The sequence below is a fragment of the Salinicoccus albus DSM 19776 genome (genome assembly GCF_000385175.1).
GTDB lineage: Bacteria > Bacillota > Bacilli > Staphylococcales > Salinicoccaceae > Salinicoccus > Salinicoccus albus.
Window position 1 is genome coordinate 21,233 of record NZ_ARQJ01000018.1, and the last position, 25,076, is coordinate 46,308.

At 45.9% G+C, this 25,076-nt stretch carries 23 protein-coding genes and 6 tRNA genes; 4 read left to right on the forward strand and 25 right to left on the reverse strand.

Features of this window, described 5'->3' with window-relative positions; genetic code table 11:
* Nucleotides 1-101 precede the first annotated feature (101 nt).
* Complete coding sequence (locus tag G343_RS0102195; protein WP_020006477.1) at nt 102-1,412, reverse strand: CitMHS family transporter; 1,311 nt, start codon at nt 1,410-1,412, stop codon at nt 102-104.
* Nucleotides 1,413-1,775: 363 nt separating this feature from the next.
* Between G343_RS0102195 and G343_RS0102200 the strand changes: the two genes are divergently transcribed.
* From G343_RS0102200 to G343_RS0102210, 3 genes are read left to right on the forward strand one after another with little or no spacing between them, the layout of a single operon-like run.
* Nucleotides 1,776-2,618: an ABC transporter ATP-binding protein gene (locus tag G343_RS0102200; RefSeq protein WP_020006478.1), complete on the forward strand. Its 843-nt coding sequence runs from the start codon at nt 1,776-1,778 to the stop codon at nt 2,616-2,618.
* Entirely contained in the window at nt 2,551-3,330 is a 780-nt protein-coding gene (locus G343_RS0102205) for an ABC transporter permease (RefSeq protein WP_026366240.1), read from the forward strand. Before G343_RS0102200 ends, G343_RS0102205 begins: the two co-directional genes overlap by 68 nt.
* Nucleotides 3,331-3,348: 18 nt before the next feature.
* On the forward strand, nt 3,349-4,335 hold the full coding sequence (locus G343_RS0102210) for an ABC transporter substrate-binding protein (protein WP_020006480.1): 987 nt from the start codon (nt 3,349-3,351) through the stop codon (nt 4,333-4,335).
* A gap of 57 nt (nt 4,336-4,392) precedes the next feature.
* Here the strand turns inward: G343_RS0102210 and pdxS are convergent, their stop codons facing one another.
* Nucleotides 4,393-5,274 carry a pyridoxal 5'-phosphate synthase lyase subunit PdxS gene (gene pdxS / locus G343_RS0102215; RefSeq protein WP_020006481.1) on the reverse strand — a complete coding sequence of 294 codons (882 nt, stop codon included), beginning with the start codon at nt 5,272-5,274 and terminating at the stop codon, nt 4,393-4,395.
* A 102-nt stretch (nt 5,275-5,376) separates the two neighbouring features.
* On the opposite strand from pdxS, the gene pdxR reads away from it, so the two are divergent.
* A complete protein-coding gene (gene pdxR, locus G343_RS14155; protein ID WP_020006482.1) occupies nt 5,377-6,720 on the forward strand; it encodes a MocR-like pyridoxine biosynthesis transcription factor PdxR in 1,344 nt (447 codons plus the stop codon).
* Between the two features lie 78 nt (nt 6,721-6,798).
* On the opposite strand, the gene G343_RS0102225 is transcribed toward pdxR, so the two are convergent.
* The 23 genes from G343_RS0102225 to G343_RS0102335 form a co-directional block, all read right to left on the reverse strand.
* A tRNA-Ile gene (locus tag G343_RS0102225) sits at nt 6,799-6,872 on the reverse strand.
* 34 nt (nt 6,873-6,906) lie between these two features.
* Nucleotides 6,907-6,979: transfer RNA gene (locus G343_RS0102230), tRNA-Ala, on the reverse strand.
* A 20-nt stretch (nt 6,980-6,999) separates the two neighbouring features.
* Nucleotides 7,000-7,083 (reverse strand) — tRNA-Leu (locus G343_RS0102235).
* Between the two features lie 26 nt (nt 7,084-7,109).
* Nucleotides 7,110-7,183 (reverse strand) — tRNA-Pro (locus G343_RS0102240).
* A gap of 13 nt (nt 7,184-7,196) precedes the next feature.
* Nucleotides 7,197-7,270, reverse strand: a tRNA-Arg gene (locus G343_RS0102245).
* A gap of 51 nt (nt 7,271-7,321) precedes the next feature.
* A tRNA-Gly gene (locus tag G343_RS0102250) sits at nt 7,322-7,396 on the reverse strand.
* Nucleotides 7,397-7,623: 227 nt separating this feature from the next.
* Nucleotides 7,624-9,111, reverse strand: coding sequence for a lysine--tRNA ligase (lysS, locus tag G343_RS0102255; RefSeq protein ID WP_020006483.1), 1,488 nt, complete (start codon nt 9,109-9,111; stop codon nt 7,624-7,626).
* Between the two features lie 67 nt (nt 9,112-9,178).
* The gene (gene folK, locus G343_RS0102260; protein ID WP_020006484.1) at nt 9,179-9,655 is read right to left on the reverse strand and encodes a 2-amino-4-hydroxy-6-hydroxymethyldihydropteridine diphosphokinase; all 477 of its coding nucleotides are present in this window, start codon (nt 9,653-9,655) and stop codon (nt 9,179-9,181) included.
* Nucleotides 9,655-10,020: a dihydroneopterin aldolase gene (gene folB / locus G343_RS0102265; RefSeq protein ID WP_020006485.1), complete on the reverse strand. Its 366-nt coding sequence runs from the start codon at nt 10,018-10,020 to the stop codon at nt 9,655-9,657. The genes folK and folB overlap by 1 nt, the downstream gene beginning before the upstream one ends.
* Complete coding sequence (gene folP / locus G343_RS0102270; RefSeq protein WP_020006486.1) at nt 10,013-10,801, reverse strand: dihydropteroate synthase; 789 nt, start codon at nt 10,799-10,801, stop codon at nt 10,013-10,015. Before folP ends, folB begins: the two co-directional genes overlap by 8 nt.
* Before the next feature lie 143 nt (nt 10,802-10,944).
* Nucleotides 10,945-11,874, reverse strand: a complete 930-nt coding sequence (gene cysK, locus G343_RS0102275; protein ID WP_020006487.1) for a cysteine synthase A — start codon at nt 11,872-11,874, stop codon at nt 10,945-10,947.
* A 69-nt stretch (nt 11,875-11,943) separates the two neighbouring features.
* Entirely contained in the window at nt 11,944-12,813 is an 870-nt protein-coding gene (gene hslO / locus G343_RS0102280) for an Hsp33 family molecular chaperone HslO (protein ID WP_020006488.1), read from the reverse strand.
* 60 nt (nt 12,814-12,873) lie between these two features.
* Nucleotides 12,874-14,940: an ATP-dependent zinc metalloprotease FtsH gene (ftsH, locus tag G343_RS0102285; protein ID WP_020006489.1), complete on the reverse strand. Its 2,067-nt coding sequence runs from the start codon at nt 14,938-14,940 to the stop codon at nt 12,874-12,876.
* A 74-nt stretch (nt 14,941-15,014) separates the two neighbouring features.
* Complete coding sequence (hpt, locus tag G343_RS0102290) at nt 15,015-15,548, reverse strand: hypoxanthine phosphoribosyltransferase (protein ID WP_026366242.1); 534 nt, start codon at nt 15,546-15,548, stop codon at nt 15,015-15,017.
* On the reverse strand, nt 15,541-16,791 hold the full coding sequence (tilS, locus tag G343_RS0102295) for a tRNA lysidine(34) synthetase TilS (protein WP_020006491.1): 1,251 nt from the start codon (nt 16,789-16,791) through the stop codon (nt 15,541-15,543). Before tilS ends, hpt begins: the two co-directional genes overlap by 8 nt.
* 115 nt (nt 16,792-16,906) lie before the next feature.
* The gene (locus G343_RS0102300; protein WP_020006492.1) at nt 16,907-17,287 is read right to left on the reverse strand and encodes a S1 domain-containing RNA-binding protein; all 381 of its coding nucleotides are present in this window, start codon (nt 17,285-17,287) and stop codon (nt 16,907-16,909) included.
* Nucleotides 17,288-17,378: 91 nt separating this feature from the next.
* The gene (locus G343_RS0102305; RefSeq protein ID WP_245541925.1) at nt 17,379-17,777 is read right to left on the reverse strand and encodes an FtsB family cell division protein; all 399 of its coding nucleotides are present in this window, start codon (nt 17,775-17,777) and stop codon (nt 17,379-17,381) included.
* Between the two features lie 76 nt (nt 17,778-17,853).
* Nucleotides 17,854-18,111 (reverse strand): RNA-binding S4 domain-containing protein, encoded by a 258-nt coding sequence (locus tag G343_RS0102310; protein ID WP_020006494.1) that lies wholly within the window; start codon nt 18,109-18,111, stop codon nt 17,854-17,856.
* Nucleotides 18,112-19,278, reverse strand: coding sequence for a MazG nucleotide pyrophosphohydrolase domain-containing protein (locus G343_RS0102315; protein WP_020006495.1), 1,167 nt, complete (start codon nt 19,276-19,278; stop codon nt 18,112-18,114).
* Nucleotides 19,275-22,745: a transcription-repair coupling factor gene (mfd, locus tag G343_RS0102320; protein ID WP_020006496.1), complete on the reverse strand. Its 3,471-nt coding sequence runs from the start codon at nt 22,743-22,745 to the stop codon at nt 19,275-19,277. Before mfd ends, G343_RS0102315 begins: the two co-directional genes overlap by 4 nt.
* Complete coding sequence (pth, locus tag G343_RS0102325; protein WP_020006497.1) at nt 22,735-23,310, reverse strand: aminoacyl-tRNA hydrolase; 576 nt, start codon at nt 23,308-23,310, stop codon at nt 22,735-22,737. Before pth ends, mfd begins: the two co-directional genes overlap by 11 nt.
* Nucleotides 23,311-23,374: 64 nt before the next feature.
* The gene (locus G343_RS0102330; protein ID WP_020006498.1) at nt 23,375-23,989 is read right to left on the reverse strand and encodes a 50S ribosomal protein L25/general stress protein Ctc; all 615 of its coding nucleotides are present in this window, start codon (nt 23,987-23,989) and stop codon (nt 23,375-23,377) included.
* A gap of 110 nt (nt 23,990-24,099) precedes the next feature.
* Nucleotides 24,100-25,074, reverse strand: a complete 975-nt coding sequence (locus tag G343_RS0102335; RefSeq protein WP_020006499.1) for a ribose-phosphate diphosphokinase — start codon at nt 25,072-25,074, stop codon at nt 24,100-24,102.
* Nucleotides 25,075-25,076: the final 2 nt, after the last annotated feature.

Consider the following 25,076-nt stretch of genomic DNA (forward strand, 5'->3'; position numbering starts at 1 on the left):
CCGTCGCTCAAACGCATGTAAAGATCGAAAACTCTGCGCCGGCACACCCAAAAAATCACCCCTCAGACAACTGAGGGGTGATTTGCAAGTAAAGTATAATTTTAGATGATTCCCAGCAGATATGCTGCAAGCATCACGAGTAAACTGAATCCCCAGACCCAGAATATCGCGTATTTGATATAACGTCCCATATCGATGCCTGCCAGTCCGACTGCAAGCCAGAGTGCAGGCGAGAATGGACTGATGAATGTACCGATGATGTTACCGATCATCATCGAATATGCTGTGGTGATACTGTCTACCCCATAGCCGGAAACAATTTCATCAACGACTGGCAGCATCGCGAAATAATACGCATCTGTGTTGAATACAAGCTCGAGCGGCGCCCCGAATATACCGATGATATAATGCAGATACGGCACTACAAATGCAGGCAGTATATAAACAATATCTTCGGCCAGTGCTTCGAGCATGCCGCTGTTTTCGAGAATACCAAGGAATGACCCGGCAGCAAGTATAATGGCCGCCATCATCAGCGCGCTTGGCGCGTGCGCCCGAATTCTGCCCATCTGGTCGTCCATGTTTCTGTAGTTGATCGGCAGGGCAATACTCAAGGCAAGCATGAAGACGAGCCCTGCAGACAACAGGCCAGACATCAGTACTGCAATGACAGCAAGTGTAATGATGAGGTTGAACCATAACAGCTTCGGCCGCCTCAGATCGGACTGCTCACCATTCTCATCCGCCTGCAGCTCCTCAAAGTCAATATTGGCATCAGTAATCAGCAGATTATTTCTGCTCAGACGTCTCTTCTCAAGGTATCCGATGAATGCAGCGGCTGCAATGAGCATGATGAGCGATACGATTTGTAATGGAATCAGCGGCTGCCAAAGTGCGGAAGGATCTTCTCCAAGTACTGCGGCAGTACGGCCAAGCGGTCCGCCCCATGGCACCATGTTCATGATACTGGCACTGATGCCGATCAGCATGACAAGCAGGTAGGGGCTCATATTCAATTTTTTATACAGCGGCAGCAATGCCGGTATCGTAATCAGGAATGTAGAGGCACCTGAACCGTCCAGATGCGCAATTGCACCGATAATAACGGTCGATATCGCAATAAGTATAACGTTCCCTCTTGATAGTCTGACCATCCTGCTGATTATCGGATTGAACAGCCCGGCATCCGACATCACTCCAAAGAACAGTATCGCAAAGACAAACATGATAACAACATTTATTACAGAATTAATACCTTCATTAAAAAATTCAGTAATCTCTCCCAATCCAAAACCGGCAACAAGTGCGCCGATAAACGGGATGATGACCAGTGCCACAATCGGATTGAGTTTTCTTGTAATTAAAAGTGTAACAATCGCTACTATAGTCAATAAGCCAATAATACTTAACATCTCTGATCTCCTTGTGCAAAATTCCCCTGAGCAAACCGTATGAATCCGTCAATTGAAGCAATTATCTAAAATGATTAAGTAACCGCTTTCATTTGAAATGATAAAATCTCCCATAAAATCACTGAATAGAATTAGTATAATAGTTAAATTAATATAATAAAAGTCTTGAAATTTTATTAAAAATACTGTAGCTGTTAATTTATTTCTTTGTAATTATTACACACTCCCGCCGTCATATTATCTTGTGCGGCACGCAAAAATATTTATCGTGCGTATTAGAAATTTCCGCCCCGTCTTGACATGGATATAAAAAATAGCCTATAATCCATATATATTTAGTATGATTTTAGGCAGGTGAAGCAGATGAAAGTGCACTTAGACCAGGTAAACAAATCTTTTTTCAAAGGAAAAGATGACAAGCTTCACGTTCTTGATAATATTGACTTCGAGATTCAGGAAGGCGAATTCGTATCATTGATCGGCCCTTCAGGCTGTGGCAAATCAACAATCCTTAAGCTGATTGCCGGCCTTGATGCGCCCAGTTCTGGAGAAGTGAAAGTCAACGACGCTGTTGTGAAAGGTCCCGGAAATGACAGAGTCGTAGTATTCCAGGAAGGGGGCCTTTTCCCGTGGATGACCGTCCTTGAAAATGTCACATATGGTCTGCATTTAAAAGGAAGCAGCAAGCAGGCAGCACATGACAAAGCAATGGAAGGACTCAGAATGGTCCACCTCGGAAACTTTACCGATGCGCACCCCCACGAGCTCTCAGGCGGGATGAAGCAACGCGTGGCTATTGCAAGATCGCTGGTCATGGACCCGGATGTGCTGTTGATGGATGAACCATTTGCCGCACTCGATGAACAGACACGCCTTGTCTTACATAAGGAACTGCAGCATATCTGGGCCCAGACCGGCAAAACCATCCTGTTCATCACTCACAATATCAGGGAGGCACTCACCCTGTCAGACCGAGTACTCCTGATGAGCACACGGCCGGGCGCCGTCAAACAGCAGTATGAAGTGCAGGCAGCCCGGCCAAGAGATCCATCTGACAGCGTGATTGTTGATCTGGAAAAACAGGTCATGGCTGAATTGGAAGAAGAGATGGAAAAAGTACTGAAGGAGGAATTTGGCGATGACTACAATCTTGAGAAGAGTCACGTTCGTGATGGTGATCGTAGCGATATGGGAAGTCATATCTAAACTCGGGTTCTTCCCTGTTTTCATGTTCCCACCTCTGTTCATACCGAGTGAAGGGGGCGGTGTGACAGTGATGAGCACGCTGATCAGCGGTATCCTTTCAGGTGAGATACTGAGTGCAACCGGTGTTACACTGGTCCGTCTCCTCATCGGGTTTTCAATCGCTATTGTACTCGGTCTGACATTCGGATTCCTGATCGCCCGCTATAAAATCGTTGATGATACGCTCGGTTTTTTCGTCACTGCACTGCAGTCTATCCCAAGCATCGTCTGGTTCCCGCTCGCAATCGTGTGGTTCGGGCTTGGCAACGCAGCAATTTTATTCATCGTAGCGATCGGGGCGACATGGACGATGACAGTGAACTCCAGCGCCGGTTTTAAAAATGTACCCAGTATCTATATCGATGCGGCCAAAACGCTGGGATCCTCCGGCACACATTTACTTAGAACCATCATTCTGCCGGCATCGGTCCCGCATATCATATCAGGACTCCGTGTTGCATGGGCGTTCGCATGGCGCGCAATCATGGCGGGGGAACTGCTCGGTTCAGCAGGCGGGCTCGGCTATCTGCTGGATCTCGGACGTTCCACCCAGGCGATGGATCTGGTACTGTCAATCATGATCCTCATTGGTGTGATCGGCACGATTATCGATAACCAGGTGTTCCTGCGCATGGAAAAGACCGTTGCCAGAAAATGGGGACTTAAAGCATAAAATGAAAGGATCGTTCATATGAAAAAAACACTGATTGGCTTTTTAGGTTTACTGACTCTGATCATCGCCGGCTGCGGCGCTGATGCTGAAGAGAGCGCTGATGAAGTGCGCATCGGCTACTTCCCTAACTTCACACATATTACGACAATTGTTGCCCTGGAAAATGGCTACTTCCAGGAAGAATTCGGTGAAGATATTTCCATCGATACAATGACTTTCCCCAACGGCAGTGCATTCATGGAAGCCATGTCCACAGATGAGTTTGATGTTGGCACCGTAGGGCCGTCACCGACGACAAATACATATCTGAGAAATCCGGCCCATGAAATCATCGCCGGCGCTGTAAATGGCGGTGCCGTACTTGCCGCAGCAGAGCATTCGGATCTGAACAGCGTTGAGGATCTTTCAGGCTCCAGTATTGCCATCCCAACAATCGGCTCCACCCAGGATATTATGCTGCGCAAAGTGTTGAATGACGCCGGCATCGCTGCCGATGATGTCGAAATGGTACCGCAGGCACCGGCTGACACTTCAACCCTCTTCCTTCAGGAAGACGTGGATGCTGCAGCTACACAGGAACCATGGGGTGTGTTTTTAGAGAATCAGGCAAATGCCGATATCCTGCTGGATGAAGAAGAATTTGCCTGGGGCACGGAATCCACAACGACGGTCGTTAGCGCACGCCAGGACTTTACAGATGCTAATCCTGAACTGACTGAAGCGTATATCCGTGCGCATATGAGAGCAATTGAATATATTGAGCAGAACCAGGAAGACGCTGTTCAATTATTTGTCGATCATATCGCTGAAATCTCCGGTCAGGAACTGGACTTTGAAGAAACATTGGAAGCCAGCAGCCGCCTGAACCCTACTTATGAAATAAACGAAGAGGTCTTGCAGGAGATGGCAACCATCAGCAGCGAGGCAGAATATACACCTTCAGATGATATTGAAGGACTCGTCAATACGGAATTTCTGGATGCCGTAATGGAGTCACAGGAATAGATATATTTAAAACCCGCTCAAGTGAGCGGGTTTTAAATATATCATGCTGATCACTGTCTACCAGCCGCGATTCTGCATCCTTTCTTCCTGGGTCAGCCCGTTGATATCAAGCCCCTCCATTGCACTGCCGAGTTCTTTGGCAAGTTTACCGATCAATTCATAATCCTGATAATGTGCCGTTGCTTCAACAATCGCTTTTGCGAATGTTTCAGGGCTGTTGGATTTAAATACACCGGAACCTACAAATACACCGTCTGCGCCGAGTTCCATCATCAGTGCTGCATCCTGGGGGGTCGCCACACCCCCGGCAGCAAAGTTAACGACAGGCAGTCTGCCCAGGCGTTTAATTTCTTTCAGGATTTCATAGGGGGCACCCTGTTCCTTTGCTTCGGTCATCAGCTCATCATCGTTCATTACAGCGACCTGACGCACCTGCTGGTTGACCTGTCTCATATGTCTGACCGCCTCTACAATATTGCCGGTGCCCGCCTCACCTTTGGTTCTGAGCATTGAAGCCCCTTCACCGATACGGCGGGCCGCTTCACCAATGTTGCGGCATCCGCATACAAACGGCACTGTATAGTCATCTTTTTTTAAATGGAATTCTTCATCAGCTGGTGTCAGCACCTCCGATTCATCGATATAATCGACGCCCAGCGCTTCCAGCACTTTCGCTTCAGTAATATGACCAATACGGCTTTTAGCCATCACAGGGATGGAGACGGCATCCGTCACCTCCTCAACGATGCCGGGATCGCATGCTCTGGCCACACCCCCGACGGCCCTGATATCGGAAGGTACACGCTCCAGAGCCATTACAGCCACTGCACCGGCCTCTTCTGCAATTTTAGCCTGTTCGGCATTGACAACATCCATGATCACACCTGTTTGAAAATCACTTTCCAAATTTTTGTTCCGGTTTATTTCTGTGCGTTTCATCATCTCGACTCCTTTTCAATATTGTGTTTATATTAAAATAGTATAAAATTAAATCTGGTCACTAAAAAGTATCAATTTGAAATAAATTGAGGAGGTCAGACGATGTTTATAGAAATCGATAGAGATTCAGATGTCCCTTTATTCGAACAAATATACCAGCATATAAAACGGCAGATCCTAAACGGTGAAATCAGCAGCGACGAGAAACTGCCGAGCAAAAGACAGCTGCAGAATGACCTCTCTGTCAGTATGACCACAGTGGAGAGCGCCTATGATCTGCTGCTTGGTGAAGCCCTGATTTACAGCAGACCCAAAAGCGGATTCTATACCGTTCACATCGAGCAGCTTCAGCATGTGAAGCCACCAGCCCTGCATCATAAAGTGAACCGCCCTGCGGAAAAGTCATATACACTGCCGTTAGGCACAATCGATACCAGTATTGTGCAGAGCGACGTATTGAAGCAGATTGCCCGGGAAATTTTCAGCAATGACGAACTCCTCAATATGGGGGATGAAAGCGGAGAGAAAGAACTCAAAGAGCAGATACGCCACTATCTCCATATCAACCGCGGCGTGAATTGCTCATTGGATCAGATATTTATCGGACCGTCCACGGAATTTTTATTGGAGCAGGTTCTGTTTCTACTGAAATATCCGGCAGTAACTATAGAGGATCCCGGCTACCCGGTAGTCAAAAATATACTCAGACGATTGGAATCCCCTGTCGATTACGCACCAATTTTAAAGGATGGCATAGACGTGGCAGCTGTGCACACATTCAATAATCAGGCTGTACATCTCACACCCTCCCATCAGTTTCCCAGCGGTGTCGTGCTATCATTGAAAAAACGCATCCGGCTGTTAAACCATGCCAGCGCCGCTGAAAGCTACATCATCGAAGACGACTACGACAGTGAATTCAGATATACCGCACGGCCGCTGCCCTCTCTTCAGGGACTCGATAAAAATGATCGTACTGTCTATATGAGCAGCTTTTCAAAATCGCTGTATCCTTCGTTGAGACTTGCTTGTATGGTACTGCCCCAATCACTGGCCGAACAGTATTTCGAGACGGGACTTGCATGCAATGTGCCGAGACAGATGCAGCATATCATTGCAGAATTTATGAAACGCGGTTATCTGGACCGGCATGTAAACAGGGTCAGGAAAATCTACCGCGAAAAGATGATAAGGATTACTGAATGGATCAAAGATAATTATGAAGAGGCGGAAATTTACGGTGAACATACAGGGATGCATTTCATGCTAAGAATCCCAGGCAAAGATTTGCGTCAATCCGCTGAAAGGTACGGACTTGTGCATGGCAATAGCTACTCAGACTTGAACAGCATGACCGATACCGTATTAATCGGTATTGGTGAAAAGGATGCAGAAGAAATTGTCGGGATTCTGAAAAAATTTTTTGAGAGTCTGAAGGAGGGCTGATCTCTCTTTTGAAAGGCCACCTTCTCATTATCGGAAGACAAAATAAAAAGAGACACGGAGAACTCCGTGTCTCTTTAGTGGGCCTAAGTGGACTCGAACCACCGACCTCACGCTTATCAGGCGTGCGCTCTAACCAGCTGAGCTATAGGCCCCTGAACATTTTTATGTAAGTACAAATAAAAAAAGTGGAGACTAGCGGGATCGAACCGCTGACCTCCTGCGTGCAAAGCAGGCGCTCTCCCAGCTGAGCTAAGCCCCCGTTGGATGAATAAAAAGTGATGCGGGTGAAGGGACTCGAACCCCCACGTCTGTAAAGACACTAGAGCCTGATTCTAGCGCGTCTGCCAATTCCGCCACACCCGCGTGTGAACATATATTTTGATAAAGAGTCGGGAAGACAGGATTCGAACCTACGACCCCTTGGTCCCAAACCAAGTGCTCTACCAAGCTGAGCTACTTCCCGGTGTACTCTAAAGCGCGCCCGAGAGGAGTCGAACCCCTAACCTCCTGATCCGTAGTCAGGCGCTCTATCCAATTGAGCTACGGGCGCATGGTAATTTGTATTAAAAAAATAAAACGGCATAACCGCTTATAATCTAAATGGAGCGGAAGACGGGATTCGAACCCGCGACCCCCACCTTGGCAAGGTGGTGTTCTACCACTGAACTACTCCCGCAATATTATCATTGACAAATGGTGCCGGCCAGAGGAATTGAACCCCAACCTACTGATTACAAGTCAGTTGCTCTCCCAGCTAAGCTAATTCTCCGCTATGGGTCACTAACAATGCCGACCTTTATATAATATACTATATTCGGAGAAAAAGTCAATCATTTATCAAATTTTAAATGTGAAAATGTACACCTTTTCAAATTCAGGCGTACATTTTCATTTTTTTCTATCCTATTTCTGTCTCATTGTTGGGAATAAAAGCACATCTCTGATGGAGGCTGAATCTGTTAACAGCATCACTAGACGGTCGAGACCGATACCAAGCCCGCCCGTTGGCGGCATACCGTATTCGATTGCTTCCAGGAAGTCTTCATCCATCTCATGCGCTTCATCGTTACCTTCTGCCCTTTCTGCAACCTGCGCTTCGAAACGCTGCCTCTGATCTATAGGATCGTTGAGCTCCGTAAAGGCATTGGCATGTTCTCTGCCGACAATGAACAGTTCGAAACGGTCTGTAAACCTTGGATCTTTCGGATCCTGTTTTGCCAGTGGAGAAATTTCAATCGGATGACCGTATACAAATGTCGGCTCTACCAGCGTATCCTCTACTTTCTGTTCGAAAAATTCATTTACTATATGTCCGTATTTCATCGTCGGCTGAACATCGATATCATGTTCTTTTGCAAGCGCATGCGCCGCTTCGCTGGATTTAACTTCATAGAAATCCACACCTGTCTTATCTTTGATGGCATCAACGATGTGCATCCGTGTCCATCTTGGTGACAGGTCAATTTGGCTGCCCTCATACTCGATGATTGTAGAGCCGCTTACCTTTCTGGCGATATGGGCAATCATTTCTTCTGTCAGATCCATAATATCATGGAAATCGGCATATGCTTCATAAAGCTCAAGCATTGTAAATTCAGGATTATGGCGTGTTGAAATCCCTTCATTCCTGAACACTCTGCCGATTTCATAAACTTTCTCAAGTCCGCCCACAATCAAACGTTTTAAATGCAGTTCAATTGCGATCCGCATGTATAATTCCATATCCAGCGTATTATGATGCGTCGTGAAGGGGCGCGCCTGTGCGCCTCCAGCAATGGTATGCAGCATCGGCGTTTCCACTTCAAGGAACCCTTTCTGATTCAGGTAATTGCGCATTTCCTGAACAATCAGGCTGCGCTTAATGAATGTGTCTTTTGAGTGTTCGCTGGTTATCAGATCAAGGTAGCGTCTACGGTAACGTTCTTCCACGTCTTTTAAACCGTGATATTTATCCGGCAGTGGTCTTAATGCTTTAGTGAGAATTTTGAATTCTTTAGCTTTCACCGACAATTCGCCAGTATTGGTTTTGAACATGACACCCTTAATACCTACGATGTCACCAAGGTCCGTCTGTTTCCAAATATCAAATGCTTCTTCACCAATCTGGTCTTTTCTCACATAGATTTGGATCTGTCCGTTAATGTCCTGGATATGCGCGAAACCTGCTTTACCTTTACCGCGCTTAGTCATGACACGGCCGGCAATGACTGTTCGGGATTCATCCTCTTTGTCTGCTAATTCTTCCTTGGAAAATTGGTCCCATTCTGCTTTCAGCTGATCTGTGTAGGCATTCCGTTCAAATTTTTCGCCAAATGGATCCATACCTAAATCAACGAGCTGCTGTAGTTTCTCGCGTCTGACCTCTATCTGGTCATTCAGTTCTTCACTCACTTATCTCTCTCCTATACTGTCTGTCTATATTAGTTATATGCACACAAAGTTCAGTTTTTCTCCAATGCTAAACCTCTTTGTGATCTGTTTCCAACTCTTTCTTCAATGTTTCAATGGTTTTACCCGATGTCGGATGGACGATATCAGCTGCAATTTCCGATAAAGGGTCGAGCACAAACGCTCGTTTATGCATCTCAGCATGAGGGATATTCAACTCATCCAAAGACAATTCCAAATCCTCATAAAGCAATACATCGATATCGATTACACGCGGCCCCCATACTTCTTTTCTTTCGCGCCCCAGGTCATGCTCAACCTTGAGCACACTTTCCAGCAGCTCCAGCGGAGAAATCCGTGTTTCTATCGCTGTGCACATGTTCATGAAATTCGGCTGATCTGTTTTACCGTAAGGTGTTGTTTCATGAACAGAAGAGCGTTCTGTCACGATAATATCGTCTGTCTCGCCAAGCCTGCGGATGGCAGATTCCAGGTTATCCCTGCGATCTCCAATATTGCTGCCAAGGCCTAAATAAGCTACTGCCATTAGTTTTCCCGCTTTCTATTCAATGTGATACTGACATGCTCATAATTTCCATCTATTGGAGGGTTCATTTTCGTGATGGTAATTTCTGTCCCTATTATCTTATCATAACGGTCAAACAATGAGCGGGATACTTTTTCCGCCAGATGTTCAATTAAATTGACCGGTCTGCCTCTAATGACATCTTCCACCAGCTGGTATGCTTCTCCATAGTGAATGGTTTTCTCCAGATCATCATTCTCTGATGCATCTTTAAGATCAAGATGCATGACGACATCTGTCAAAAAGAATTGTCCCAACTGCCGCTCTGCAACAAGTGCCCCGTGGTAGGCATAAGTTTTAATACCGTTAATTTTGATATTATCCATCTACACCCTCCTTAAGCCTGATATAAGCATCCGATAATCTACGGTTAAGTCCGACGTTATGCACACGGACGGCATCAACCCCTGCATCTATGCCCAGGATGGTTGTCGCTGCAGTTGCTTCATCCCGTTCTGCAGCAGGCACTTCTCCGTCCATCAGTTCCTTAATCATTCGCTTGCGGCTCGTTGCTAAAAGTACAGGGTAACCAAGCGCAGCAAGTTCATCGAGACGACGCATCACTTCAAGCTCTTCATCTCTGGATTTGACGAAACCAATCCCCGGATCGAGCCAGATATCTTCATCTTTGACCCCGTGTGATTTCGCCAGCGCAACTGATTCCATAAGCTCTCTGATCATGTCCTTCACGACATCCTCATACTTGGCATGGTGATTGTTATGCATTAAGAATACAGGAGTCCCGAATTCAGCAGCCACATCCAGAATGCTTTCATCATAAGTGCCGCGCCACTGATCGTTGATCATCGTTGCCCCCGCTTCAATCGCTGCTCTGGCAACACTGCCGCGGAAAGTATCCACTGATATATCAGCTTCAGACCCTTTTATCTTTTCTATTACGGGAACGATGCGGCTGATTTCTTCTTCCTCAGTGATTTCGGTATAGCCTGGTCTCGTGGAATAGCCCCCGACATCAATGATATCCGCACCTTCATCTATCATTCTCCCGGCATGGGCCACAGCATCGTCCAGCGAATGATATTTACCGCCGTCACTGAAAGAATCCGGGGTTACATTGAGTATACCCATAATCATGAGCTTTTTCATAACTATCACCCTCGTTTACATTTCTATAAGAATAGCCACATTATAACATGTTTGAACGGCAAATAAGAATGTTTATAAACAATAAAATACCATATTCCGCTTATCCGGAACATGGCATTTTAAACGCTACGATATCGCTGTATTTAACCTTCAAAATTGAACAGTGGGGTGGAAAGATATCTCTCACCATTGGATGGAAGGACTGTAATCACATTTTTGCCTTTCCCCAGTTCCCTGGCTGCCTTAATGGATGCTTCAACTGCTGCTCCGGAAGAAATACCGCCGAGGATACCTTCCTTTGCTGCAAGTTCCCGTGCTCTTTCCATCGCCACTTCATTGCCGACGGTCAGCACTTCATCGTAGATTTCAGTGTCAAGTGTACCGGGCACAAATCCTGCACCCAGTCCCTGCAGTTTGTGCGGTCCGGGCTCTCCGCCACTGAGTATCGCTGAATCTTCAGGTTCAAGCGCATAGATTTTAACTTCCGGATGGGCCTCTTTTAAAACTCTGCCTGCACCCGTAATCGTACCGCCTGTACCAATACCGGAGACAAAACCGTCTACTGTAATATCTTCGGTTTGATCGACAAGTTCCTTACCGGTCGTTTTTGCATGAATTTCAGGGTTTGCCGGGTTTTCAAATTGCTGGGGCATGAAGTAGCCATCTTTTTCAACAAGCTCTTCCGCTTTTTTTATCGCCCCTTTCATACCTTCTGCTCCTGGTGTCAGAAGCAGTTCCGCACCGTATGCTTTAAGAAGATTCCGGCGCTCTTTACTCATCGTATCCGGCATGACCAGGAGCGTTTTGTAACCCTTGCTTGCTGCAACCATGGCAAGACCGATACCTGTGTTACCGCTGGTCGGTTCTATGATCGTTGTGTCTTTATCCAGCTGACCGGATGCTTCAGCCGCTTCGATCATTGACAATGCAATTCTGTCTTTCACCGAGCTTCCAGGGTTCATGAATTCAAGTTTCACATAAATATCCGCTGAGTCTTCATCAGTAAGATTGTTCAGTTTGACTAAGGGTGTATTACCAATTACTTCAGAAATATTGTTATAAAGTTTACTCATCATTTACTCCTTTTTATTCCGAGTTATACTATATGAATAATATACCACTTCCCACCCGATTTTTCAACTTTAATGCACCAGCAGCGCCTGTAATTCTTCCTTATCAATCCAGATCTTCTTCCTGCAGAAATGACAGTCTGCTTCAGCACCGCCATCCTCTTTAATCATCGTCATAATTTCAGATTTGTCGAGGGAAGCAATCGCCTTGAGAAAACGTTCTTTGGAACAGCTGCATTCAAAGTTTACCGGCATGTCATCCAGCTGTTTCCAATCGGTTTCGCCAATGACTGCTCCGATAATTTCAGAAGGTGACAGTCCCTGATCGATGAGCTTGGAAACGGGCGCCATTTCCTGCGCACGGTGGTCCAGAAATTCAATGGTTTCATCACTGGCACCGGGCAGCACCTGGATGATGAAGCCGCCGGCAGCTTTAATCGTATTATCCGGGTTCACCAATACACCCAAAGCAACGATTGAAGGCACCTGCTCACTGGCATAGAAATAATATGAAAAATCCTCTCCGATTTCACCGGAGACCATTTCGACAGAACCTGTAAAATCATTCTTCAGTCCGACATCTTTAACTACATTCAGAAAACCATCAGTACCGACCGCACGTCCTACATCCAATTTCTTCTGGTCATTGAGTGGAAAATGGACCTCTGGATTCCTAAGATACCCGCGGACATTCCCTTTCGCGTCACTATCGACTACGATGGCACCTATCGGTCCGCCGCCCTGGATATTGATGGTCACTTTTTCTTCATTTTTGAGCATTGCCCCCATCATCACGCCTGCGGTCACCGTACGTCCAAGCGCTGCCGCTGCAGTCGGATGTGCCTTATGACGGGCCACTGCTTCATTCACCGTTTCAGTTGTGTCCACTGAAAAAATTCTTATCTCTTCATTCATTCCAATTCCTCTGATTAAATGATCCAATTGGAATTCCTCCCTATAACAGCCAAAAAAGCCGCCCGCTAGGCGACTTTTTCTGACTAATTAATTTCTCCGGTCATCGTCAGATTCCCGATTTCTATCATCAGTATCATCTGCAGACTGATCGCGAGTCTCATCTTCGCTATCCACCATGTCAGGCTTTTCTGCTTCCCGATCTTCTGATTCTTCCTGCGGCCGGTTCACTTCTTTTTTAATATCTTCATAAGATTTACCGGCCTTCTCTTCTCCCTGTTCATCCAGATGGCTATCGTCGAATTCGCGTTCAGGCAGTTTGCCATGATAGAAGAGTCCCTCGATTTGTTCACGGTCGAGTGTTTCCTCAACCAGGAGAGTCTCAGCGATCAGGGTCAGCTGTTCTTTGTGTTCTGTCAGAATCTGACGGCAGCGTTCATACTGCGTCTTTATGATGTTCTGCATTTCCTGGTCGATTTCAAATGCGATACGGTCAGAATAGTTAGGCTCTGACTGCATATCTTTACCGAGGAATACCTGTCCGCCTGAATCACCAAACTGCAGCGGACCAAGCTTTTCACTCATACCATATTCGACCACCATGCTGCGCACAATGCTTGTTGATCTCTGGAAGTCATTATGTGCACCTGTGGACACTTCATTGAAGTTAATTTCTTCAGAAACACGCCCGCCAAGCAACCCGACGAGCTTGTCTTCCAGTTCAGGTTTCGTCATGAAGTAACGGTCTTCTTTCGGAAGCATTACTGCATATCCGCCAGCCTGACCACGGGGAACGATGGTTACTTTATGGACCATATCAGCATCATCAAGCACCATACCGATGACAGTATGCCCCGCTTCGTGAAACGCCACAATATTACGTTCTTTTTCAGAAATGACCCGGCTCTTCTTCTCTGGACCTGCAATCACTCTGTCCGTGGCCTCGTCCACATCACGCATGTCTATCTTGCGCTTGTTGCTGCGGGCTGCGACGAGTGCCGCCTCATTCAGCAGATTCTCAAGGTCGGCACCTGTGAAACCAGGTGTCCTTTGAGCCAGAGCCCCAAAATCCACGGTATCATCAAATGGTTTATTTTTAGCATGTACTTTCAGCACTGCTTCCCGGCCTTTGACGTCCGGACGGCCGATTGGAATCTGTCTGTCAAAACGTCCCGGACGCAGAAGTGCAGGGTCAAGGATATCCGGGCGGTTTGTTGCGGCAATCATGATGATTCCTTCGTTATCACCGAAACCATCCATTTCTACAAGCAGCTGGTTGAGCGTCTGCTCACGCTCATCGTGACCGCCGCCGACACCTGCGCCGCGCTGCCGTCCGACGGCATCAATCTCATCGATAAAGATGATACAAGGCGCATTCTTCTTGGCGTTTTCAAACAGGTCACGTACACGGGAAGCACCGACACCAACGAACATTTCCACAAAGTCCGAACCACTGATAGAAAAGAACGGTACGTCGGCTTCTCCGGCAACTGCCTGCGCGACCAATGTCTTACCTGTACCTGGCGGGCCGACGAGAAGCACACCTTTAGGTATGCGTGCACCGATTCTGTCAAAGCGGCGGTGATCTTTCAGGAAGTCAACAACTTCAACAAGTTCCTGTTTTTCCTCCTCTGCACCGGCGACGTCTTCGAAACGCACCTTTTTCTTGTTCTCATCATAAAGCTTAGCTTTACTTTTACCAAAATTCATCATTTTGCCGCCGCCGCCGCCGCCACCTTGTGCCTGACTCATCAGGAACAAGAAAAGGAACAGGATAAGCAGCAGCGGGATGAATGTGAACAGCATGCTTGTCCAAGGACTCTGCTCTTCAGCAGGTTCAATGGTGAAGTTCAAATTCTCCTGGGATCTCGCATTATTCAATATCTGGTCAAGATCCTCTGTACTGTTATAAGGAATCACTGATGTAAAGGATTCCTGTTCTTCCTGACTGGCCAATCTGCCTTCAATCAAGTAAACGTTCTGTTCAGGCTGGATTGTCAGTTCAGCTATGTTACCGGCATCCAATTCTTCAAGGAATTCAGTATATTGAAGCTCTTCCTCCAGAGCGGAATCGCCATTAAAACTTTGAAAAATACCAAACATAATGACTGCCAATATCAGTATCAGCACTATGTTACGGCCCATATTTTTCGGCATCCGTAATCCTCCATTTCTAATACAACTAACAGGAATAATACCATAATTTCACAATATTATTCCACTGTTTTGATTTATTCATAAAACTCAGGTTTTAAAAGCCCGATATACGGCAAGTTCCTGTACTTTTCATCAAAGTCCAGACCGTATCCGACCACAAAACCGTCGGGAATCTCAGTCCCGACATATTTCACATCCACATGAAGTTTACGGTTTACTGGTTTATCGAGTAATGTAACAATTTCAAGCGATGCTGCATTTCTATATGCAATCAGATCGACGATGGAATTCAAAGTCGTGCCAGTTTCAATAATATCTTCAACAATGATGACATGACGTCCGTCAACTGAAGAAGACAGGTCTTTTAATATTTGCACTTCTCCTGAAGACTTCCTGCCTATGTAGCTGGAAACATCCATGAAGTCAATTTCAAGATGCGTGTCTACATCTTTGATCAGATCTGCCATGAACATCACAGACCCTTTTAACAGCCCTACAAATATGGGAGTCTTCCCTGTATAGTCTTCAGTGATTTGTCTGCCGAGCCTTTTCGTAATATCCTGGATGTCCGTCTTTGATAAGACTATCTCGCTTATGTCGTTATGAATCGTCATTAACCTGCTCCTTTGTGATGAGTAATCCGCTGTTTCTCCTGCATGATTTTATTATATTATAAATTGTGCCCAGTGCAATGATTTGCTGACTGTTATCAATGACTACTGGTATGAACTCCCGCTCCAGACGCGGAATTTTTCTGTCTATGAGGATTCTGGAAAGATTCTTAGTCCCTGTATTAGGAATGCGCATCTTATCCCCGTCCTGCCTTGTCCGCACTTTAAGCGGCATGTCCTGTGCATCCAAATTCACTTCAATTCTGTAATCATTAAAATGATACACGCCATTCCGGTGAATTTCAAGATATGTCATAAATTCATTGTTTTTTGGCAGTACCTGAAGTCTGTCATACGCCACCATCAGCTGATGCCTGCCGATGACAAATGACACCTGTGCTGTCTTTTGGCTGATCACATCAATCATCTCTTCGATGTATCTTCTTCTGGGGTGTTCTCCGCAGGCCAGGAACCAGTCATTCAATATGTAAAAACGACTGATCCTGCGTTTTTTATTGAAAGCTTCCCTAGACGCTGATTCATCTTCTGAGCTGAGGAAGGCGGCTGATTCTTCCTTCAGCATACCATCTATTTCACTCAGATCACGTGCCAGATTCAACAATTGTGATTCATGGAGATTGCCGGAATGTCTGATCGGCGGCAGTATGTTATGCCGGATATAATTGCGTGTATATTCTGTCTCGCTATTCGTTTCATCTTCGAAACAGACCACCTGATGTTTACGTGCATATGCCTGTATATCTTCCCGCTGCACATTGATCAGGGGGCGGGAGATGAGGTAGCCGGGCCCGCTTCTATCTGCAGGAATGGACATCTCGCCGGGTATATATCTGCCGGAGAGCAGTTGATGGAGCACTGATTCATACTGATCATCGAGATGATGGGCCGTCAGAAGCACCGCTGCACTGTGACGCGTCATCATTTTATCGAAGAATAAATAGCGTTCTTCTCTGGCTCTTGCCTGGGTGAATTTCTCTTTTGGAATACCGAGCCTTGTGATCTCGTGTATCAGGCCGTTACGCTGTGCCATCTGCGCTATGTACTCCGCTTCATCTTCAGAAGCGGCACGCTGATTGTGATTGACATGGAGCAGTATCAGTTTCCTGTATGTGCCCTGATACGCGGTTCTCAACAGATGGTAGAGCACCATGGAATCCATCCCGCCGGAGATAGCCAGCGCAATTGTGTCATCCTTGGTCCATGACTTCCAGAGTTCCATAACCTCACCTTCTTCATTAGAAAACTTGGCTTTTCGCAAGATTTGATGGCAAAAATATTCGCTGATCTTATCCTGCAAAATAAAATAAGACGATTGCTGGAATCGTCTGTATATATTATCTTTTGCCTCTGCCGCCGCGACGTGATTCTGTCTGCCTTTTTATCGTAGACAAACGATCTTCACTATCTTTCAGGAAGCTCGAAAGTTTTTTCTCAAAATCTTCCGGCGAACTTTCTTTACGGGGTTGTGGCTTTGGTTTTTGAACTTTGGCTTTTTTGATGGACAGACTGATCTTACCGTCATCTCCAACGGATAGGACTTTTACTTCCACTTCCTGGCCCACTTCAAGGTGCTCATTGATATCCTCTACATACTGATCCGCAACCTCACTGATGTGCACTAGTCCCGTCTTTCCTCCCGGCAGCTCGACAAACGCACCGAAATTCTTGATACCCGTGACTTTTCCAATAACTTTACTGCCCACTTCAACTGACATCTTTATATATTATCCTCCCAATAATCATTTACGCTCAATACTTATGATACTACAAACAGGAATAATAATCATTACACTTTTGTAACGATTATTATTCAGCGGTTTCATTTGTGGAATTTCCCTGTTCCTCATCTCCCTCAGGCAGATTGAATATAATTTCGTCTTCTTCTGAAAGGAAAAATTCACTGCGTGCAATCCGTGAAATATAATCATCATCATTCAGCTGCTTTATCCGCTGCTGCAGGTCTTTTTCTTCCTGGACGCGTTCATCCATCACTGCCTGTGTCTGGGCCAGTTCTTCCTCGAGCGCCTCATTCTGATCTTTCTGATTGAATGCCAGAAGTATCAGAACGGCAGCTGCCAGCAGCATCGCACCGCCGAAGGCTGTCATGCGCCGCATGACAACACGATTCTCACCTTTACGTTTTTTTCTTTCGTTATCGCTTTTTTTCGTGTAGTTGTTAATCATTCGAACCACTTTATTGTTCACTGCCCAACCACCTTTAATTGTGCATTCTCTATTTATAAAATACACTAAAAAAGCTCAATTTGCCAGGAAAAATTTGCTACCCGATTTTCTCCTCTTTTATCACTTTATACATCTGCTCTGCGTCTTCTTTCCTGGTGTATGCTTCAAGCTGCAGTATTTCCAGTGTCACCACTTTTTGTCCGAATCTTATTTCGAGCACATCCCCCGCGGAAACTTCAGAACCGGCTTTGGCAGTATGATCATTAATTTTTATCCTGCCCTCGCTGCTGATTTCTTTAGCAAGCGTCCGCCGTTTTATCACACGGGAAACTTTCAGGAATTTATCCAGCCTCATTTAATCATCCCTCCTGTGTAAAATATCAGTGAGCGCTCTTTCTTCATGAATGGACGCTTTCATCCAGGCCAATACTTTCTCACCGTATTCTTTTTCATACTTCACTTTATCTTTCTTACCCTCTTTTTTCTTTGCATTTTGCCATATACGGTTTAAATCATCCATGGATTCTGCAGATTCGCCCCCGAATACATGCGGGTGGCGCCTGATTACTTTAGCATTCACGCTCTCCAGCACATCAAAGAAATCAAAATATCCATTTTTGCTGCCGATGGCGCTGTGAAGTGCCACTTGCAGGAGAATATCTCCAAGCTCTTCGACAATGGCGGCATCATCGGTCTGCTCAATAGCTTCGATCACTTCATAGGATTCTTCAATCAAATATTTTTCAAGTGTCTCATGCGTCTGCACTTTATCCCAGGGACAGCCGTCCTCACTGACCAGCACATCAAATATTTCAGTCATCTGGCGGATATCACGATATTTCACCCCAATATCCGTCACTTTCGGAATATAAAGCGCCAGCAGATTGCTCCTGATATCCATGTGGTCGATCTCGTGAAGCAGCAGCTCATGAATGCTTTCATCCGTACTTCCTGCCGCATCGACAATCTTAACCTCAGTATCTGCAGGATAATAATCAAGCAGTGTCAACTTCGCTTCACCAAGGCTGAGACTGTCATAAACCTGAGTAATGAGTGTATGGTGCGCGTAATTCAACTGGCTCACTGAAAGATCTGTACCGTCAAGCAGCAAAAAACCTTCATTTATCGGTATGCTCAGCGTGCTGATGACCGTATCTATGAAGCTCTGCCCCCCTGATACTTTAACCACAGCCTCGTTATTTTCGTGTTTTTGAAGCAGCAATTTTGTCGTTGTTTCATAAAAAAGCGGATGCCCAGGTACTGCATACACCACTTCGTGGTACCGTGCAGTTTCAATCAGCCTGTCAACAATCGCCCTGTAAACCGCTTCAAATGTATCATGACTCTCATAGACATCATCAAAGCTGATGACTTCGACGCCTTCGTCTTCGAGCGTTTGAACAGCCGGATGCTCCTTCGTGCGCAGAAATAATTGATCTGTACCTGTCAGTTTTCTATAGATTCCAAGCGGCATCTGTTCTATGTCTGAACTGCCGAGTCCTATAATTTCTATCTGATTCATACTGCTTCCTCCAGTCTGCTGCTCTGTATTGCTTCCATGATACTCAGCAGCTGCAACATATCTTTACTGCGGATTGACAGATGCATTTCATTGCTGACCACTGAAATTTTCAGGATCTGTCCATATTCCTGCGTATCCATAAACAGTTTTTCGCCATCGATATGCTCCGTTGCATTTTTGGATACGAACAGATAAAAATGATTTTTATCCTCTTTCACCTGGTAAATACCGAACAGGAGTGCATAAACTTTCACACGGACCAGCTGAAGCAGACGTTCAACTTCTGCCGGATATTCACCAAAGCGGTCGAGCAGCTCGTCTTCAATATCCCGAATGACTTCGATGGAATCCGCTTTTCTGAGACGTTTGTAAATATCGATTTTCGATTGTTCGTGGGTAATATAAGTGCCTGGAATATATGCATCGAGTGTAATATCCACCGGAATATTCACCGGTTCGGGTTCCGGTTTTGCACCCTGCTTTTCTTTGACGGCGGTCTCAAGCATTTCGGAATAAAGTTCATAGCCGACAGAATCGATAAACCCGGACTGATTCTTGCCGAGCAGATTGCCTGCACCGCGAATATTGAGGTCCCGCATCGCAATTTTAAAGCCGCTGCCGAGTTCCGTATATTCCTTTATGGCCTCCAGACGCTTTTCCGCTACTTCTGTCAGAACTTTATCCGGCTGGTGGAAGAGATAAGCATAGCTGATCCGGCTGCTCCGTCCGACACGGCCGCGCAGCTGATAAAGCTGGCTCAGACCGTAGCGGTCGGCATCCTCTATGATGAGTGTGTTAGCGTTCGGGACATCCACACCCGTCTCAATGATTGTCGTAGTGACAAGGATATCATAATCACCGTTGACAAATGCCATCATTGTATCTTCAACTTCTGTTTCATTCATTTGAGCATGCATGACACCAACAGATGCATCCGGCACCAATGCTTCCACGTGCGCCTTTTTCTGGTAGATGGTGTCCACCCGGTTATGGAGGTAGAATGCCTGCCCCCCGCGGGCAAGTTCCCTTTCTATCGCCTCTTTGACAAAGTTGGCCTGGAACTCCAGCACGTATGTCTGAACTGGAAATCTGTTCTCCGGCGGCGTTTCAATCACGGATAAATCACGCACACCGGCAAGGCTCATGTGGAGCGTTCTTGGTATTGGTGTCGCTGTGAGCGTCAGAACATCAACATTTGTTTTTAACTGTTTGATCTTCTCTTTATGTCTGACCCCAAAACGCTGTTCTTCATCGACCACCAGGAGTCCCAGATCCTTGAATTCCACATTTTTCGCCAGGATTTTATGGGTGCCGACAACGATGTCTATCCTGCCCGCTTTCAGTCCTTCGCGTGTCTTTTTGAGCTGGGAAGCCGTTCTGAACCTGCTCATCATACCCACGTTTACCGGATATTCTTCGATGCGTTCAATCAGATTCTCAAAATGCTGTGCAGCAAGTATTGTCGTCGGTACAAGTATTGCGACCTGTTTGCCGTCCTGGATCGCTTTGAACGCTGCCCGGATTGCCACTTCTGTCTTGCCGTAGCCGACATCACCGCACAGCAGTCTGTCCATCGGGCGGATATCTTCCATGTCCCTCTTAATCTCATTGATTGAAGCATGCTGATCCGGGGTCGGTTCATAAGGAAACCGCGCTTCAAAAGATGTCTGCATTTCAGTGTCTGCAGAGAATCTGAATCCTTCGGACTGGTTCCTGTCCTGATAGAGTTTTATCAGCTCGTCTGCAATCTCATCGACATTTGCTTCCACCTTGGCTTTTGTCTTCTGCCATTCCGTACCGCCGAGCTTATGCATCCGGGGCTGCCCTTCGTCACTCGCAATGTACTTTTGGACAAGGTCCATCTGATCAACGGGGATATACAGCTGATCTGTACCCTTATACTGAAGCTTCATGTAGTCGTTATGGATGCCGCCGACTTCCAGTGTTTCAATCCCAAGGTACCGGCCGACCCCGTGATGAATATGAACCACATAGTCACCCGTATTCAATTCCTGATAGGATTTTATCTTCTCAGCGTTAGACAGTTTCTTCGTTTGTTTTTTCTTACGCGCTGTCTTGTTATATAATTCTTTCGAACCCAGTACTGCCACTTTCATGAACGGCAGTATGAAACCTTTAGCCAGCTGCCCTTTCGTCAGAACAATGCCCGAATCGACCGGGATATCATGAATGTAGTTCGGAATATTTAAGTCTTCAAGGAGCTGGCGGGTCTTTTCAACCTCTTCATCATCCCGCAGGATGATATTGATCAGATATTCATCTTTCTGCATCTGATTCAGGTTGGATGCCAAAATATCATACTGGCCGTAGTAAACCTCGGTCGGACGCACAGAGATCTTTACAATATGCCCCATTTCCACAGGCATGCGCTTTGTGAATAAAGTGAAGTATGTGCTGCCTTCAAGGGACAGCAGCCGATCATACTGGCCTTCCAGGAAATTACCTCCGCCTTTGAACATGCGCCCGGCTTCCACCATGGATTCATAGTAGTTCGACACAGATGTAAATTCGGTTTCGTATGCAGAAGCCATATTTTTCGCTTCATCGATTATTATCCTGTGGTCTTCTGTCATATAGTCCAAAATTGAAATATCTCTGTCTTCAAGAAACCTGCTGTAGTGAACCAGATGAGTGAATGTCTGATCGGGGCGGGTGATGGTATCGTAATACTCTGCCAGTGTTTCGGCCGTGGCTGTGTCCAGATTTTCTTTCGTGTTTTCGTACAGCTTCTCCACTTTTTTAAGCAGTATTTCCCTTTCATACGGTTCAATGATGTACTCTTCATACGGTTCCATTGTTATCGATTCAATATTTTCAATGGAACGCTGGCTCGACGGGTCAATCGTTCTTAAAGAATCGATCTCATCATCAAAAAGTTCAACACGGACCAGTTTTTCAGACATATATATATCTATAATATCTCCGCGCACCGCAAATTCACCGAAGTGTACGGCCTGCTGCATACGTCTGTAACCCAGGCTGACCAGATTTTCTATAAATTGATTGTAATCGACGATCGAACCCACCCTGAGCGTCTGTTCATAACTGATCAGTTTTTCTTTAGGCATGAGCGGTTTGAGCAGCGCATGGACAGGCACGACAAATAGCCCCGGCTCATTATGGGCCAGAGCAAACAATGCGCTCATTCTCGATTGCATAAATTCAGGGCTTTGTTTGGCATGATTTTCAATCATGATATCGCCAACGGGGAATGTGTAAACATTATCCATCATATCCATCAGTGGATTAGAAAGTTTCTCCATCTGATGATTATTTTGTACGAACAGCACAATCGGACGATTTTCAGACTGAACCAGTTCATAGAGCAATGCAGGTTTGAAATCATCATTGATTCCGGTAACCATCATGTTAAGTCTGTCATCATGATTGACAACTTCCAGAAACCGTTCGTCCCGCTGTATTCTTTCAGAGACTTTATCGTTCATTTACATCACCATTATATTCAGTCATTACTTCCTGAAACGGGCGGATTACAAAAGCTGCAGAAGCATCTTTTGTAATTTCAATAACCTTGTCAATGATTGCTTTATCAGATTTTGGGAATTTTGCAAGCACATATCCGATAATCGGTTCACCCGATGCCGGCCGGTCAATGCCGATGCGGATACGTTTATAATTCACAGTACCCAGATGCTGGTTCAACGACTTGATCCCGTTATGTCCGCCGCCGCTGCCTTTTTGCCTGAGCCTGAGTTTACCCACTGGAAGATCCAGATCATCATAAAGCACGAGAATGTCAGCTGCATCAATCTTATAATAATCAATCAGCGGACGGACCCCTTCACCTGAGAGATTCATAAATGTCTGCGGTTTCACCAGCATGACTCGTTCCCCATTGACGTAACCGGCGCCGTAATCTGACTTGAACTTATGGCTGTCCAATTTTATACCCAGATCTTTCGATAATCTGTCAATGACCATAAAACCGATATTGTGACGGGTTTTCTCATATTTTTTCCCCGGGTTTCCGAGCCCGATTATACATTTCATATTGTCCACCTCTATAACGTTAAAAAGGCGATGGGTGCTCCACCGCCGCTAAACCAATATAGAACTACTCTTTATCTTCCGATTCCACTTCGGAGCCAGCTTCTTCTGTCTCTTCTTCCTCTTCAGGCTCTTCCTGAGGCGGAACAACTGTTACAAGCGGTTCATCATCCTCATCTTCAACCGTGAAATTACCTGCAGAACGGATATCGGAAACATACAGAGTATCTCCAATTTCCATCTCGTCGACATTCACTTCAAGTGATTCCGGAATATTGTCCGGTGTAGCTGTTACAGATACCTGGAAAGTCGGCTGTTCAATGATGCCGCCCTCTTTAGTGCCTGCAGCTTCCCCGACCAGTTCAATCGTGACATCCACAGTGACTTCAGATTTCATGTTGATTGACACAAAGTCGATATGAGTAACCTGGTTTTTAAGTGAATCGTACTGGTAGTCAGTGACCATTACCTTAACTGGTTTACCTGCCATATCCAGATCGATTACGCCGTTACGGCCCACTTCTCTGATTACTTTGATAAATTCATTTTCATCTACAGATACATTGGTGTTATCGACCTGGTACCCGTAGACAACAGCAGGGATCTTGCCTGCTGAGCGCAGTTCAGTGACCTCTGAACGCTTAGCTTTACCTGCTCTGTGAGCTGAAGCTAAATTTGCCATGGTATATTTCCACCTTTCGTATAAAGCCAGTTTAACTCTGCCTAATTTAACACATAGCCATGGATAATGATAGCATATTACCCTGTCATTTGTAAAAAAACATTGGTGGATCAGTTATCAAAAAGGATGCTTACCGATTCTTTCTCATAGACACGCACGATTGCTTGAGCCATCAGTTCTCCAACAGAGAGTTCTACAATCTTGCCGCTTTTCTTTTCTTCAGGCAGCTGGATGGAGTTTGTGACAACCAATTCTTTAATGACGGAGTCCTCAATTCTTGAAATAGCAGGCCCTGAAAGCACCGGGTGTGTACAACACGCATACACTTCCTTCGCTCCTTTATCCAGAAGTGCCTGGGCAGCCAGCTTCATTGTACCGCCGGTATCGATGATGTCATCGATAATGATTGCTGTGCGTCCTTCAATCTCACCGACAATATTCATGACTTCTGCAACATTCGGCTTCGGTCTCCGCTTGTCGATAATGGCTATCGGTGTTTTCAGACGGTCTGCCATTTTACGGGCCCTTGTTACGCCGCCATGATCCGGGGAAACTACAACCGCTTCATCAAAATTAAGGTTTTTTTGTTCGAGGAAATAATCACTCAATATCGGCACACCCATTAGGTGGTCAATCGGAATATCAAAGAACCCCTGAATTTGTGGTGCATGCAAATCCAGGGAAATGACGCGATCTGCACCTGAGGATTCTATCAGATTCGCCACAAGTTTGGCAGTGATCGGTTCACGCGCACGGCTTTTGCGGTCCTGGCGCGCATAGCCATAATAAGGCATGACCACATTGATTCTTTTGGCAGATGCACGCTTTAAGGCATCCAGCATGATGAGCAGTTCCATCAGATGTTCATTCGCCGGCTGGCTGGTCGGCTGTACAACGAACACTTCGCATCCCCGCACACTTTCCTCTACGTTTACCTGCACTTCTTCATCAGAGAAGCGGTGAACTGTTGACTTCCCAAGTGGAATACCAATATGTTCAGCAATTTCCTGCGCGAGGGGCTCGTTACCGTTGAGTGAGAAGAGACGTAGATTTGAATTTCTATATTGGTTGTTAGAAGCTAACATGT